Origin of the sequence: Ruminococcus flavefaciens ND2009 (assembly GCF_000621785.1) — a bacterium.
Taxonomy (GTDB): Bacteria; Bacillota; Clostridia; order Oscillospirales; family Ruminococcaceae; genus Ruminococcus; species Ruminococcus flavefaciens_C.
The window spans coordinates 201,754-217,747 of the sequence record NZ_KK211346.1 but is presented as its reverse complement, the minus strand read 5'-3'; the positions used below and the strand labels follow the sequence as shown (position 1 = coordinate 217,747).

Genomic DNA, 15,994 nt, shown 5'->3' with positions numbered 1-15,994 from the left:
TCCGTTACAGATTTGTATAGCCCATAAGGTATCTGTCCGCCTCTGCAGCAGCATCTCTGCCCTCGCGGATAGCCCTTACCACCAGGGACTGTCCGATGTGCATATCTCCTGCGGCAAATACCTTTGGTATATTGGTGGCATGACTGCCTGTTTCGGTCTTTACGTTTGTACGCTGGTCCAGCTCTGCTCCGAAGGCGTCGGCTACATAGCTCTGACAGCCCAGGAAGCCTGCTGCGATAAGGCAGAGCTCACATGGGAGCAGCTCCTCGCTGCCCTCTATCTCCCTGGGCACCTTCCTGCCGCTCTTTTCATCGGTTACAAATTCAAGCTTCACAGTCTTTATTGCTGTCAGGTTTCCCTTTTCGTCCTTTATGAACTCCTTGACCGTGGTGGTATATATCCTCGGGTCGCGGCCGAATACAGCTATCGCTTCCTCCTGACCGTAGTCCGTCTTGCAGACTCTCGGCCACTGAGGCCAGGGATTGCTGTCCGCTCTCTCATCGGGGAGCTTCGGCATCATTTCCAGCTGTGTCACAGACTTGCAGCCATGGCGTACCGATGTTCCCACACAGTCGTTACCGGTATCGCCTCCGCCGATAATGACCACATTTTTGTCCTTGGCGGAAATAAACTTACCATCGGTGAGGTCGGAGTCAAGAAGGCTCTTGGTGGTAGATTTAAGGAAGTCCACAGCAAAGTATATTCCCTTGGCGTCCCTGCCCTCAGCCTTTATATCCCTCGGATTTGAGGAGCCGCAGGCAAGGATAACAGCATCAAAGTCCTTCAATATATCATCCGCGGACACATCAGCTCCCACATTGGCATTTGTGACGAACTTCACGCCCTCAGCTGCCATAAGATCAGTGCGGCGCTGAATGATATGCTTTTCAAGCTTCATATTGGGTATGCCGTACATGAGAAGTCCGCCGACACGGTCGGAGCGCTCGTAAACAGTGACGCTGTGACCACGCTTGTTGAGAGTATCAGCTGCCGCAAGTCCCGAAGGACCCGAGCCGATAACGGCTACTTTTTTACCGCTGCGTACCTTTGGTATCTGAGGTTCCATAAGTCCGCTTTCAAATCCGAATTCGATGATAGAGCGCTCATTCTCCCTTACGGTGACAGGAGTACCGTCCAGCCCGCAGGTACACGCCTTTTCACAGAGTGCAGGGCATACTCTCGACGTAAACTCCGGAAAGTTATTGGTCATAAGCAGTCTGCTGAGCGCCTGTTCCTTCTGACCGTGATAGAGCAGGTCATTCCACTCGGGGATAAGATTGTTGAGCGGACAGCCCGAGATCATACCGCAGAGCATTTTTCCGTTCTGACAGAATGGCACTCCGCAGTCCATACATCTTGCCGCCTGCTCGCGGCGCTGCTCCTCACTGAGAGGTGTGTGGAACTCATTAAAGTCCTTTATGCGCTCAAGGGACTCCTTTGCAGTAGTCTCAACTCTTGTATATTCAAGAAATCCTGTTGCCTTTCCCATGGCTCACGCCTCCTTTCTGATAAGCTCAAAGGCTTCGATCTCAGCTTGATCGTGTGATACACCTGACTTTTCAAGCCTGCTTACAGTGGTCTGTATCTTCGCATAATCGTGAGGGATTATTTTCTTGAACCTCGGGATATAGCTGTCAAGATCGGCAAGTATGGTCTTTGCCTTTTCCGACCCCGTAGCCTCTGCGTGTTCTTCGATAAAGCCCTTCAGCTCGGCAATATCCTCCTCAGCTGTAACAGCCTCCAGAGAGACAAGTGCCTTGTTGAGACGGGTGTACAGGTCGTGCTCCTCATCGAGAACATAGGCGATACCGCCGGACATTCCCGCAGCGAAGTTCTTGCCCGTCCTTCCGAGGATAACAGCGCGTCCGCCTGTCATGTATTCGCAGCCGTGGTCGCCTGTACCCTCGCAGACTGCGACTGCTCCGGAATTTCTGACACAGAAGCGTTCGCCTGCAATGCCGTTGATAAAGGCTTTTCCCGAGGTAGCACCGTAGAGTGCCACATTGCCGACGATGATATTTTCGTCAGCCTTGAATGCTGAATTTTTCGGCGGATAAAGTACAAGCCTGCCGCCTGAAAGTCCCTTGCCGAAGTAATCGTTGCTGTCGCCGCAGAGCTCAAGAGTGAGTCCCTTCGGAATGAATGCACCGAAGGACTGTCCGCCGCTTCCGCTGCACTTCACAGTGAAGGTGTCGTCAGAGAGTGCATTTTCGCCGTGGATACGGGTTATCTCAGCGCCCGTGAGAGTTCCCACAGAGCGGTCTGTGTTCACAACATCAATGGAGATAGTTTTTGCGGAACCGTTTTTCAGAGCGCTTCCCAGCTTCTTCATTATAACACGGCGGTCTATGGTGCTGTCAAGTGCAAAATCGTAAATATCCTCAGCGTCGAAGTGCTGCTTGCTGCCCACAGAAGACATCCCCAGTATAGCTGTGAAGTCGATACCGTGAGTCTCCTTTTTCGGTACGAGCAGGTCTGTGCGACCCACAAGCTCATCGACTGTGCGTATTCCCAGCTTTGCCATGTACTCGCGGAGCTCCTGTGCAATGAAGTGCATGAAGTTTATGATGTACTCCGGCTTGCCGCGGAAACGCTTTCTCAGCTCGGGATTTTGCGTAGCTATACCCATGGGGCAGGTATCCAGATTGCACACCCTCATCATAACACAGCCCATAGTAACAAGCGGAGCTGTTGCGAATCCGAACTCCTCAGCCCCGAGGAGTGCCGCAACGAGAACATCTCTGCCCGTCATGAGCTTGCCGTCAGTCTCTATGCGTACCCTTGAACGGAGACCGTTGAGCATAAGGGTCTGATGAGCCTCGGCAAGTCCCAGCTCCCATGGAAGTCCTGCATTGTATATTGAGCTTCTTGGTGCAGCTCCCGTTCCGCCGTCATAGCCCGAGATGAGTATTACCTGTGCTCCTGCCTTGGCAACGCCTGCCGCAACAGTTCCCACACCTGCCTCGGAGACAAGCTTTACGGAGATACGCGCCTTATCATTGGCATTTTTCAGGTCATAGATGAGCTGAGCCAGATCTTCGATGGAATATATATCATGATGAGGCGGAGGAGAGATAAGTCCCACGCCTGCGGTGGAGTGACGGGTCTTGGCGATCCAGGGATAGACCTTTCCCGAGGGAAGATGTCCGCCCTCACCCGGCTTGGCTCCCTGAGCCATTTTGATCTGTATCTCCTGTGCGGAAACGAGGTATTCACTTGTAACGCCGAAGCGTCCAGAAGCTACCTGCTTGATGGCAGAGCAGCGGTCGGATCTCAGCCTTTCGGGGCTCTCTCCGCCCTCTCCGCTGTTGGACTTTCCGCCGATACGATTCATAGCCACAGCCATGCACTCATGGGCTTCCTGAGAAATGGATCCGTAGGACATAGCTCCCGTCTTGAAGCGTTTGCAGATACTTTCAACGGACTCCACTTCATCAACAGGGATACCGCCATTCTCGTCAAATCTGATGTCAAGCAGGCTTCTCAGTGTCAGCTCATTGTCCTCACGGGTGAGACACTCGCTGTATTTTTTGAAGGTTTCATAGCTTCCAGTCATTGCTGCCTGCTGGAGCAGATGTATGGTCTCGGGAGTGTAGAGATGCTCGGACTTACCGCTGCGGAGTTTGTGGCTGCCTGCGCTGCCGATACTGTTATTGACAGTCAGTCCAAGGGGATCAAATGCAGATGTGTGGAGCTTTTCTGTGCGGCGGCTTATATCTGCAAGTCCTATGCCGCCGATACGGCTGACAGTTCCCGAAAAATACTTGTCAATGAGCTCCTTTGAAACGCCAACGGCTTCAAAGAGCTTGCTGCCCTGATAGGACTGTATAGTGGATATGCCCATTTTTGAAGCTATTTTCACAATACCGTGGAGTATAGCCGAATTATAGTCGTCCTCAGCGGCGTAGAAGTCCTTGTCGAGAGTACCCTCATCTATGAGGGAGCGGATAGTTTCATGAGCCAGATATGGGTTCACCGCACAGGCTCCATAACCGAGAAGTGCAGCAAAATGGTGGACCTCTCTGGGCTCTGCGGACTCCAGTATCATCGCCACAGCCGTGCGCTTTTTTGTAGAAACGAGATGCTGCTGGAGTGCGGAAACTGCAAGCAGAGACGGAATAGGACAGTGGAACTCGTCCACGCCGCGGTCAGAGAGAATGAGTATGGTCGCACCGTCGCGGTAAGCCTTGTCTGCCTCGATGAAAAGCCTTTCTATCGCCTTTTCAAGAGGAGTTCCTATGTAATAGGTTATGGGGATGACAGCACTTTTCAGTCCCTCTGAGCTGAGAGCCTTTATTTTCAGCATATCAGTCTCGGTGAGAATGGGGTTCTCGATCTTGAGAACGTGGCAGTTCTCGGGACGCTCCTCAAGGAGGTTACCGTCCTTGCCGATGTAGACGCTGGTATCGGTGACTATCTCCTCGCGGATAGCGTCAAAGGGCGGATTTGTTACCTGCGCAAAGAGCTGGCGGAAATAGTTGAAAAGGCTCGGGGACTGTTTGTCCAGAGGCGGCAGGGGTATATCGCTTCCCATAGAAGCAATGGGCTCTGCGCCTTTTTCAGCCATGGGCAGGATAGATGTACGTATATCCTCATAAGAGTAGCCGAATGCCTTCTGAAGCCTTGCAAGCTCTGCGCCCGAATAGGTCTGCACTCCCTTGTTGGGGATATGCAGGTCATGAAGACGGACAAGGTTTGCGTCCAGCCACTCGCCGTAGGGCTGACGGAGGGCATATGCTGACTTTATCTCATCGTCCTCGATGATGCGTCCCTGCTTTGTGTCGGCAAGAAGCATTTTTCCCGGACGTAGGCGGTCTTTCCTGACTACCTTATCGGCAGGAATGTCGATACAGCCTGTCTCCGATGAGAGTATGAGATATCCGTCGCTTGTGACGCAGTAGCGTGACGGACGGAGACCGTTTCTGTCCAGAACAGCTCCCATTACCTCGCCGTCAGAGAATATTATAGAAGCAGGTCCGTCCCAGGGCTCCATCATAGTCGCGTAATACTGGTAAAGATCGTATTTTGAACGTGAAATGGTCTTGTCATTCTTCCATGGCTCGGGAATAGTTATCATTACTGCAAGAGGAAGGGGCATTCCCGACATAACCATGAATTCCAGAGCATTGTCAAGCCTTGCGGAGTCGGAGCCGTTAACGTTTATTGCAGGGAGTATCTTGTACATATCATTTTTCAGTGCCTCACAAGACATACTCTCCTCGCGGGCAAGCATCTTATCTGCGTTGCCTGTGATAGTATTTATCTCACCGTTATGAACTATGAAACGGTTGGGATGAGCCTTCTGCCAGCTTGGATTGGTGTTTGTGGAAAAACGGGAGTGTACCATAGCGATAGCAGATGTGAAGTCATCGCTCTGAAGGTCTGTGTAAAATCTTCTCAGCTCGTCAACGAGGAACATTCCCTTATACACGATAGTACGGCTGGAAAGTGAGCATACATATGTATTGTCATCGGATTGCTCAAACTCACGCATTACAATAAAGAGTCTGCGGTCGAAGTCAAGTCCCTGCGGACATTCCTGCGGACGCTTAACGAAAGCCTGCATTATATAAGGCATACTTTCAAGCGCCTTCTGTCCGAGGATACCTGCTGATACAGGCACATCACGCCAGCAGATGAGCTCCATGCCATTTTTATTCACGATAAGCTCGAAAAGCTTCATAGCCTGTCTGCGCTTCATCTCGCTCTGAGGGAAGAAGAACATTCCCACGCCGAAATCGCCCTTGCCGCCGATGTCATATCCAAGCTTCGCAGTCTCACTTATAAAGAAGCTGTAGGGCATCTGCACAAGTATACCGACACCGTCGCCTGTCTTGCCCTCTGCGTCCTTGCCTGCACGGTGCTCAAGCTTTTCAACTATTGTAAGAGCACTGTCAACAACATATCTGGACTGCTCTCCCTTAATATTGACAACTGCGCCTATACCGCAGTTATCGTGTTCAAATCTGGGGTCGTAAAGTCCCTGCTGCTCATATGGAGCTTCTTTTCTGAATAAATCCATATCTTTCACTTGCCTTTCAGGTGCAGAGCGCCATTGATCTGCACTGATGTAATAAAAAAAGACGTCCGGGCAGACAGATAGTCTGCTCAAACGTCTTTGTTCCTGCATTTATATTAGCACGTCAAAGCGCAAATGTCAATAGCGAATAAATGTATTTTTTCAGTTTCGTTGATTTTTTACAGTTACTTTCTTCTAACTCGGAAGCAAAAATGTACGATACGTCAAATTTCAAAAAAGCTCTTGACAAATCCGCGCCAAAGGGCTATAATGGCATTGTAAACAGCAAGGGAGCTGCGGATAAGGTATCCGTAGCTCTCTTTTTTGGTTTATAGCGCTAATTCCATACACAAAGGGGTGTATGAAGTCTCAGGACTTCTGCACCCCTTTGATATTTTTTGCTGTAATACGATCATAGGAGGAATTATTATGGACGCACAGGCGATCATTCAGGAATTGACTGATCATACAGATAAAACAGTATTCGGCGTATGGTTTATGATAGCGGTAGCTCTCGTATTCTTTATGCAGGCAGGCTTCGCAATGGTAGAGACAGGCTTCACCCGCGCAAAGAATGCAGGCAATATAATCATGAAAAATCTTATGGACTTCTGTATCGGTACAGTAATGTTCATACTCATCGGCTTCGGACTCATGTTCGGTGAGGACGCAGCAGGTCTCATCGGACAGCCCGGATTTGACATATTTACAAGCTACAGCAATTTTGAATGGGATCAGTTCGTATTCAACCTTGTATTCTGTGCCACAACTTCCACAATAGTTTCAGGAGCAATGGCTGAGAGAACAAAATTCCTTTCCTACTGCATATACTCGGGAATTATCAGCGCTCTGATATATCCTGTAGAGGCACACTGGATCTGGGGAGGCGGCTGGCTTGCACAGATGGGCTTCCACGATCTCTCGGGCTCATGTGCGATACATATGGTAGGCGGTATATGCGCTCTCATCGGCGCAAAGATCGTCGGCGCACGTATCGGCAAGTTCCAGAAGAACAAGAAGGGCGAGGTCAAGGTAAACGCTATTCCCGGTCATAACCTTACTATCGGCGCGCTGGGCGTATTCATCCTCTGGTTCGGATGGTACGGCTTCAACCCTGCGGCTGCATCAAGCGTAGGACAGCTTGACTCCATTTTCCTTACAACTACGGTAGCCCCTGCAGTGGCAACGGTTACCTGCATGATCTTCACATGGATAAAGTACGGTAAGCCCGATGTTTCAATGTGTCTCAACGCTTCACTGGCAGGACTTGTAGGCATTACAGCAGGCTGCGATGTTATGGACTGCTTCGGCTCTATCGCAGTAGGTGTTGTATCAGGATTTCTGGTATGCTTCGGAGTATGGCTCCTCGACTATAAGCTCCACATCGACGATCCCGTGGGCGCAGTTGCAGTACACATGATGAACGGTATCTGGGGCACTATCGCAGTCGGACTTTTCGCAACATCATCAGCTCCCGGATATGCTATACAGATTGAGAGCGGCGGAATAAAGTCAGAGGGACTTTTCTACGGCGGCGGCTTTGAGCAGCTCGGATTGCAGCTCCTGGGATTTGCTTCCGTAGCAGCATGGGCAGCTGTTACCATAACAGTTACGTTCCTCATTATAAAGAAGACCATCGGTCTCCGCGCATCAGAGCAGGAGGAGATCCTCGGTCTGGACATCACAGAGCACGGACTCATCTCCTCTTACGCAGACTTTGCACCTGCTATGGGTGACATCTCCATGAAGGGCTACACTAAAGACGATGCAAAGAGCGTTGTTAAAGTACCTGTTGACGAGGCAGTCAAGGTGGAGAACTACTCTGCACCTGCTCCCGACGGCAGACCCAAGATGACAAACATCGTTGTTGTATTCAAACAGCAGAAGCTCCAGCAGTTCATCGAGGCTATGGAAGCCATTGACGTAAAGGGTATCACAGTCACCAACGTTATGGGCTGCGGTATGCAGAACGGACAGAGGAACTACTACCGCGGAACTACAGTTGAGATGAATCTGCTCCCCAAAGTAAAGGCAGAGATCGCAGTATGTGCGGTTCCCGTTGATAAGGTCGTAAGCGCCGCAAAGGCAGCTCTCTATACAGGCAACTACGGCGACGGCAAGATGTTCATTTACGACATCGAGAACGTCATCAAGATAAGAACAGGCGAGGAGGGCTACAACGCGCTCCATGATTCCGAGGAATGGGAGCGTTCATAAGCTGACAAGGGCATCTGCGGATAATAAAATATCAATATCTGAAAAATCTCCCACTATCCGCAGATAGCCTTTATCATAAATGTATTTCAAGGAGCAAGGATAATGTCAAAGTTCATTTTTGTAACAGGCGGAGTCGTTTCCGGTCTGGGCAAGGGTATCACAACGGCTTCACTGGGAAGACTTCTAAAACAGCGCGGGTATAAGGTGACGATACAGAAATTCGACCCCTATATCAATGTAGACCCGGGTACTATGTCCCCCTTCCAGCACGGTGAGGTGTTCGTCACCGATGACGGTGCGGAGACCGACCTGGACCTGGGACACTACGAGCGCTTCGTGGACGAAAATCTGTCGGTGCACTCCAACGTAACAACGGGAAAGATCTACTGGAATGTCATCACAAAAGAGCGCCGCGGCGATTATCTCGGCGGCACCGTACAGGTCATACCGCACATCACCAATGAGATAAAGGACAGGGTATACAGTGCCGCAAAGGAAGCAAATGCTGATGTTGTCATCACGGAAATAGGCGGAACTGTAGGCGATATAGAGTCCACTCCCTTTCTCGAAGCCATCAGGCAGGTGGGTACCGAGCAGGGACGCGAGAATGTCTGCTATATCCACGTTACTCTGGTGCCCTATATCGCAGGCTCAGAGGAGCTGAAATCCAAACCCACCCAGCACTCCACAAAGGAACTTCTCTCCATAGGTATCCAGCCCGATATTATAGTCTGCCGCACAGAAAAGCGGATCCCCGACGATATGGCTGAGAAGATCGCACTGTTCTGCAATATCCGCAAGGAGGATGTTATCCAGAACCTTACAGCACCATCGCTGTATGAGGTGCCCCTGTGGCTGGAAAATGAAGGACTGGCACATTCGGTATGCCGTCATCTTGGACTTACGGACAGCGCTCCCGACCTGACAGAATGGACGGAAATGGTACGCCGCGCTGAGAATGCACACAAAAATGTAACTATCGGACTTGTGGGAAAGTATGTGGAGCTCCATGATGCCTATCTCTCCGTAGCTGAGGCGCTCCGTCACGGCGGTATTGTCAATGACGCAGCTGTTGATATAAAGTGGATAGACTCCGAGGAAGTCACCGCCGACAACGCAGCCGAGGTCTTTGCGGACTGCGACGGTATCATTGTTCCCGGCGGCTTCGGTCACAGGGGCGTTGAGGGAATGATAGAGTCAATACGCTATGCCCGCGAGCACAGAGTGCCGTTTTTCGGTATCTGTCTCGGTATGCAGATGTCCGTTATCGAATACTCCAGAAATGTCTGCGGACTTGAAAATGCAAATTCAGCTGAGTTCGGCGAGACTCCCTACCCCGTTATCGACATCATGGACGAGCAGAGGAATATCAACCAGAAGGGCGGCACCATGCGTCTGGGACTTTATCCCTGCAAGCTCTCCGAGAGCTCGAAATGCCGCAGCGTCTACGGTGATGAACTGATCTATGAGCGTCATCGTCACCGCTATGAGTTCAACAACGCATACCGCAAGGTACTTACAGATAACGGACTTCACATCGCCGGTCTTTCACCTGATGAAAAACTCGTTGAAATAGTTGAATTGCCTGACCACCCCTGGTTCGTGGGAGTGCAGTTCCACCCCGAATTCAAATCACGTCCCAATAAGCCCCACAGGCTTTTTGCGGATTTTATAAAAGCATCGCTTGATAGTAAAGGAGAATAATTATGGAAAAGATAACAGAATATTTCGGCTCAATGGTATTTGACGAAAGAATAATGAAGGCAACTCTTTCAGAGAAGGTCTACAAGTCATTAAAGAGAACTATCGACAGAGGGGCACCGCTTGACATCTCCGTGGCGAATGCAGTGGCAGCTGCTATGAAGGACTGGGCTATCGAGCTGGGTGCTACACACTACACCCACTGGTTCCAGCCCATGACAGGCGTTACTGCCGAAAAGCACGACAGCTTCATCTCCCCTGCTCCCGACGGCAGAGTCATCATGGAGTTCTCTGGCAAGGAGCTTGTAAAGGGCGAGCCCGACGCTTCTTCCTTCCCCTCCGGCGGACTTCGTGCCACATTTGAGGCAAGAGGCTACACAGCCTGGGACCCTACCTCATACGCCTTTGTCAAGGACGGAACTCTCTATATACCTACCGCCTTCTGCTCCTATACAGGCGAGGCTCTGGACAAGAAGGTGCCCCTGCTCCGCTCAATGGAGGCTATCAACAAGCAGGCTCTGCGTATCCTGAAGCTCTTTGGCAACACCAAGGTAAAAAGCGTCAAGACCTCAGTAGGTCCCGAGCAGGAATACTTCCTTGTAGACCGTGAGATGTGGAAAAAGCGCAAGGACCTCATCATGACAGGAAGAACACTTTTCGGAGCAATGCCGCCGAAGGGCCAGGAAATGGACGACCACTATTTCGGCTCGATCAAGCCCAGAGTTGCCGAGTATATGGCTGACCTGGACCGTGAGCTGTGGAAGCTGGGCATCCTTGCCAAGACCAAGCACAATGAGGTAGCTCCCGCACAGCATGAACTTGCTCCCATCTATGATACAACAAATATAGCTGCCGACCACAACCAGCTGACTATGGAGGTAATGCAGAAGGTAGCTCTCCGCCACAACCTTGTTTGTTTGCTCCACGAAAAGCCCTTTGCAGGCGTAAACGGCTCGGGCAAGCACAACAACTGGTCCATTTCCACGGACCAGGGCGAGAACCTGCTCTCACCCGGTGAAACACCTGCCGAAAACGCACAGTTCCTGCTGTTCCTTGCAGCTGTTATAAAGGCTGTTGACGACTATCAGGATCTGCTGAGACTTTCTGTAGCTACCGCAGGCAACGATCACCGTCTTGGTGCAAACGAAGCTCCCCCGGCAGTTATATCCATATTCCTGGGCGATGAGCTCACAGCAGTTCTCGATGCTATCGAAAAGGATAAGCCCTACGGCGGAACTGCAAAGGAGAAAATGAAGCTGGGCGTTGATGTTCTCCCTCAGTTCAGCAAGGACACCACAGACCGCAACCGAACCTCACCCTTTGCATTCACAGGCAACAAGTTTGAGTTCCGTATGCTGGGCTCCTCAAACAGTATCTCCTGCGCAAACATACACCTCAATGCGGCAGTTGCCGAGGTGCTGAGGCAGTTCGCTGACAAGCTGGAAAAGGCTAAGGACTTCAACAAGTCACTCCACGACCTTATCCGCAAGACTATAAAGGATCACAAGCGTATAATCTTCAACGGCAACGGCTACGATGACGCCTGGATAAAAGAAGCCGAGAAGCGCGGACTTATGAATCTCAGGACTACTGCTGATGCAATGCCTCATATCTGCGACAAGAAGAACGTTGAGATGCTCACTTCCCACGGTATCTTCACCGAAGCCGAGATATTCTCTCGCCGTGATATTATGCTTGAAAACTACGTAAAGACTGTCAACATTGAAGCTGTAACAATGGTTGATATGGCCCGCAAGGAGATAATCCCTGCTGTTGCTAAATTTGCAGCCGATACAGCAAGTGCGGTCGCTGTAAAAAAGAGCATTTCCAAGTCTGCCTGCAAGTATGAAACAAGACTTGTTACCGAGCTCTCCGAGCTTATCGACGAAATGGACGCTGCCACAATTGAGCTCGAAGCTGCCATCGCTGAATTCAAGGGCATAGCTGAAATAATCAAGGCTTCCGAATTCGTCCGCGACACCATGCTCCCTGCAATGGATAAGCTCCGCAGCGCAGCTGACAGGGCTGAAACTATGACTGCCGAGGACTACTATCCCTTCCCCACCTATGACAAGCTGCTTTTCGGAGTGTGAGACAATGAAATTCACCAAAATGCAGGGCTGCGGCAATGACTATATCTATGTCAACTGCTTTGAGGAGAGCGTTACCTCTCCTCAGCAGCTTGCCAAAGCCGTCAGTGACAGACACTTCGGCATAGGCTCTGACGGGCTGGTGCTGATAATGCCCGGCGATAATGCTGACTGCCAAATGCGAATGTTCAATTCCGACGGAAGTGAGTCGGAGATGTGCGGAAATGCCATTCGATGCGTTGCAAAGTACGTCTATGACCGCGACATCATACATAAGCGTGAGCTGTCAGTTGAAACTCTCGCAGGAATAAAGTATATAACTATAAACACAGATAATAACGACATAGCGCGGACTATGACCGTGGATATGGGAGCTCCCATAACCAAAGCCGCTGATATACCGGTTTTCGCGGACCGCTCTCCCGTCACAGACCTGAAGCTCTCGGCTTTTGACCGGAACTTCACATTTACCTGCGTATCAATGGGAAATCCTCACGCAGTAACATTCATTGACGAAGCAGTCAGCAGCTTCGATGTAGAGCGTTTCGGAAATGTATTTGAAGTTGACGAGCATTTTCCCCACAGGTCAAACATTGAGTTTGCTGAGATATTATCTCCCACTCACCTGAAAATGAGAGTCTGGGAGCGGGGTGCAGGCGAAACTCTTGCCTGCGGAACAGGCACCTGTGCAACAGTAGCGGCAGCCTGTCTTAACGGCATATGTCCGCGGGAGCCTGTAACAGTTGATCTCCTTGGCGGTCAGCTGACTATAGAATGGAATGCAGAGGACGGACACATATACATGACAGGTCCAGCAGAATTTGTATTCGACGGCGAAATATAACGGAGGAAGCTATGGCAAAGTTTAACGAGAATTTTCTTGAACTGAAAGAGAGCTATCTTTTCAGCGAAGTCGCAAAAAGAGTCAGCGCATTTAAGGAACAACACCCCGAAAGATCTGTTATCCGACTTGGCATAGGCGATGTTACGCTGCCTCTCGGAAAGACAGTTGTGGAGGCTATGCGCTCAGCCGCTGAGGAAATGGGACAGGCTGAGACCTTCCGCGGCTACGGTCCCGAGCAGGGTTACGACTTCCTGAGAACGGCTATACAGAAGCATTATAAAGCATTCGGTGTTGAGCTTGATGCTGACGAGATATTCGTCTCCGACGGTGCTAAGTCCGACACGGGAAATATCACCGATCTTTTCAGCAAGGACAACACTGTCCTGATCCCCGACCCGGTTTATCCTGTCTATGTGGATACAAATACCATGAACGGCAGGAATATCATATACATCAACGGAACTGCCGAGAATGACTTCCTTCCCATGCCCGACAGAAGCGTTCACGCTGATCTCATCTATATATGCTCTCCCAACAATCCTACGGGAGCCTGCTATAACAGGACACAGCTCCGCAAATGGGTGGATTACGCCCTTGAAAATGATGCAGTTATCCTCTTTGATTCAGCCTATGAGAGCTTTGTTTCGGACGAAAGCCTTCCCCATTCCATTTATGAAATAGCGGGTGCAGAAAGCTGCGCTGTGGAGTTCTGCTCACTTTCCAAAACAGCAGGCTTTACAGGAACGCGCTGCGGATATACCATTGTTCCCAAGGCGATAACCGCGAAGTCCGCAGACGGCAGAGAGATGATTCTCAACAAGATGTGGAACCGCCGCCAGTGTACAAAATTCAACGGTGTGCCCTACGTGATACAGCGTGCCGCAGAAGCTGTGTTTTCAGACCAGGGAATGGCAGAAGCAAGAGCAATGACCGATTCGTATATGGAAAATGCGCGTATCATCTCAAATACTATGGAGGAGCTGAAAATCCGCTATACAGGCGGCATCAACTCCCCCTACATATGGTTTGAATGCCCATTCGGAATGAACAGCTGGGATTTCTTCGATTTTCTGCTTGAAAAGGCAGGTGTTGTCGGAACTCCGGGCGCAGGTTTCGGCAAAAACGGTGATAACTGGTTCCGCCTTACCGCCTTCAACAGCAGGGAAAACACAGCCGAAGCAATGAAACGATTCCGTACATTGCTATCAGCTAACGGATAAGCAAAGCGAGTAACCAGACTCTCTACCTATACCCTAAATAAAGCCTGCGGCAGATGATCTTCCACAGGCTTTTTCGATATTCATAAAAAACGGCTCCGTGCGCGTACAAAAAACATTTACGGCAGGAATTTTCCCGATGAAAGGTACAGCCTGTACCAGTCATTATGGGACAGCTCCACATCTGACGCCTGGCAGGTCTCCCTGATATGCGCGGGATCCATAGTGCCGATTATCACCTGCATTTTAGCAGGATGGCGGAGTATCCACGCAACTGCTACAGCTGCCTTTGTCACACCCTCACGCTCTGCAAGCTCTCCGAGTACCTTGTTCAGCTCGGGATACTCGGGATCATCAATGAAGGTACCGCCGAACATTCCTTTCTGAAGCGGCGACCAAGCCTGTATAGTAATATCGTTAAGACGGCAGTAATCCAGCGCACTTCCGTCACGGCTCACGGACATATCTGTGGTCTTGTTATTCATATACAGCCCCTGATCTATGAGCTGGGACTGCTCCAGTGAAAGCTGAAGCTGATTAATGACAAGAGGCTGTTTTACGTACCTTTTCAGCAGCTCAGTCTGCATGGGCATAGTATTGCTGACGCCGAACCAGCGCACCTTTCCCGATTTTTCCAGGGTATCAAAGGCTTCTGCCACCTCTTCGGGCTCAAACAGGAGATCGGGACGGTGAAGCAGCAGAGTGTCAAGATAGTCCGTCTTTAATCTTCCAAGGATAGCGTCAACACTTGAAAGGATATTCTCCCTGGTCCAGTCAAATTCTCCGCGCTCGGGACATATTCCGCACTTGCTCTGTATAAAGATGTCCTCACGCTTTATGCCTGTCAGCGGAAAAGCCTCGGCAAAGCGGACCTCCGCTTCACCATAGCCGTAACAAGTTGCATGGTCAAAGAAATTGACGCCTGCATCATAAGCCGCTCTTATTACCTTTGCAGCATCCTCCCTGCTATGCTCGGGCATTCTCATACAGCCCTGTATGACAGCGGACACATTCTGCGGTCCGTTTTTAATATTAAGCTTCTTCATAATAATACTCCATTTATCACAGATAGGTAACTGTTTCGGAAAGTGGCTTTCTGCTGTCATGATTTGGCAGCGGACCTACTCCCTCAGCAGCATAGCCAAGGTCAAGCAGCATAAGTACCTCCTCATTCTCAGGAAGCCCGAGAACTTCTGCCGCCTTGTCAGGGTCAAAGAAATTCAGCCAGCAGCTGTCCACACCTTCGTTTGAAGCTGCAAGCATAAGATGTGTGGCAACTATCGCGGCGTCCTCTGCGCCGGAATCCCGCTTATCTCCGGGATATGTAAAAACGTTGTCCTTATCGAACGCAACGACCAGTACAGTCGGCGCACCATAGCGGCACGGAGTCAGCTCATCTATCTTCCCGAGTATCTCCGGGGACTGGACCACGTATATATGCTGCTCCTGGAGATTTTTTGCTGTAGGCGCAAGACGTCCCGCTTCAAGGATAGCAGCAAGCTTTTCTGCTTCTACCTGTCTGCTGCTGTACTTTTTGCATGAATAACGATTTTTTACAACTTCCTTGAATTCCATTTATATGCCCTCCGCATCATAAAATATTTATATAATTATAACATAAGTTCCTGAAAATAGCAACAGCCGCATTACACTTATTATCCTCATATTTGACCTGTTTTCACCCGGGGAGCTCCCGGTATAGGCTAATCCGTACTTGTGCAGAAGTTTGCCGATGATGTGGGACTGCCCTGTGTTCCATGTTCGGTAGTTAGCTTTCTTCCTGCGGGCGTTTATAGTAGTTGTGATTCCAAACCACTCCCTCCTTGCGGAGGGAGACTGGGATACTTCCACATGGGTTAATATAACAACTCCATTTCAATCCACTCCCTCCGTGCGGAGGGAGACC

General features: G+C 50.3%; 9 protein-coding genes. 5 read left to right on the top strand and 4 right to left on the bottom strand.

The window, feature by feature from the left end; all coding sequences use genetic code 11:
* Positions 1-4 precede the first annotated feature (4 nt).
* Positions 5-1,489 carry a glutamate synthase subunit beta gene (locus tag T488_RS0107785; RefSeq protein ID WP_028520278.1) on the bottom strand — a complete coding sequence of 495 codons (1,485 nt, stop codon included), beginning with the start codon at positions 1,487-1,489 and terminating at the stop codon, positions 5-7.
* A gap of 3 nt (positions 1,490-1,492) precedes the next feature.
* Entirely contained in the window at positions 1,493-6,022 is a 4,530-nt protein-coding gene (gltB, locus tag T488_RS0107780; RefSeq protein WP_028520277.1) for a glutamate synthase large subunit, read from the bottom strand.
* A gap of 426 nt (positions 6,023-6,448) precedes the next feature.
* Here gltB and T488_RS0107770 point away from each other — a divergent pair, with 426 nt between their 5' ends.
* The 5 genes from T488_RS0107770 (at position 6,449) to T488_RS0107750 (ending at position 14,091) form a co-directional block, all read left to right on the top strand.
* Positions 6,449-8,236, top strand: coding sequence for an ammonium transporter (locus T488_RS0107770; protein WP_028520276.1), 1,788 nt, complete (start codon positions 6,449-6,451; stop codon positions 8,234-8,236).
* 99 nt (positions 8,237-8,335) lie between these two features.
* The gene (locus T488_RS0107765; protein ID WP_278245082.1) at positions 8,336-9,940 is read left to right on the top strand and encodes a CTP synthase; all 1,605 of its coding nucleotides are present in this window, start codon (positions 8,336-8,338) and stop codon (positions 9,938-9,940) included.
* A 2-nt stretch (positions 9,941-9,942) separates the two neighbouring features.
* Positions 9,943-12,030 carry a glutamine synthetase III gene (locus tag T488_RS0107760; RefSeq protein WP_028520274.1) on the top strand — a complete coding sequence of 696 codons (2,088 nt, stop codon included), beginning with the start codon at positions 9,943-9,945 and terminating at the stop codon, positions 12,028-12,030.
* 4 nt (positions 12,031-12,034) lie between these two features.
* A complete protein-coding gene (dapF, locus tag T488_RS0107755; protein WP_028520273.1) occupies positions 12,035-12,871 on the top strand; it encodes a diaminopimelate epimerase in 837 nt (278 codons plus the stop codon).
* An 11-nt stretch (positions 12,872-12,882) separates the two neighbouring features.
* Positions 12,883-14,091, top strand: a complete 1,209-nt coding sequence (locus tag T488_RS0107750) for an LL-diaminopimelate aminotransferase (RefSeq protein ID WP_028520272.1) — start codon at positions 12,883-12,885, stop codon at positions 14,089-14,091.
* A 116-nt stretch (positions 14,092-14,207) separates the two neighbouring features.
* Here T488_RS0107750 and T488_RS0107745 read toward each other — a convergent pair whose 3' ends face one another.
* Both T488_RS0107745 and T488_RS0107740 read right to left on the bottom strand, forming a co-directional pair.
* Positions 14,208-15,134 (bottom strand): aldo/keto reductase, encoded by a 927-nt coding sequence (locus T488_RS0107745; RefSeq protein WP_028520271.1) that lies wholly within the window; start codon positions 15,132-15,134, stop codon positions 14,208-14,210.
* Between the two features lie 16 nt (positions 15,135-15,150).
* Positions 15,151-15,663, bottom strand: coding sequence for a nitroreductase family protein (locus tag T488_RS0107740; protein ID WP_028520270.1), 513 nt, complete (start codon positions 15,661-15,663; stop codon positions 15,151-15,153).
* Positions 15,664-15,994: the final 331 nt, after the last annotated feature.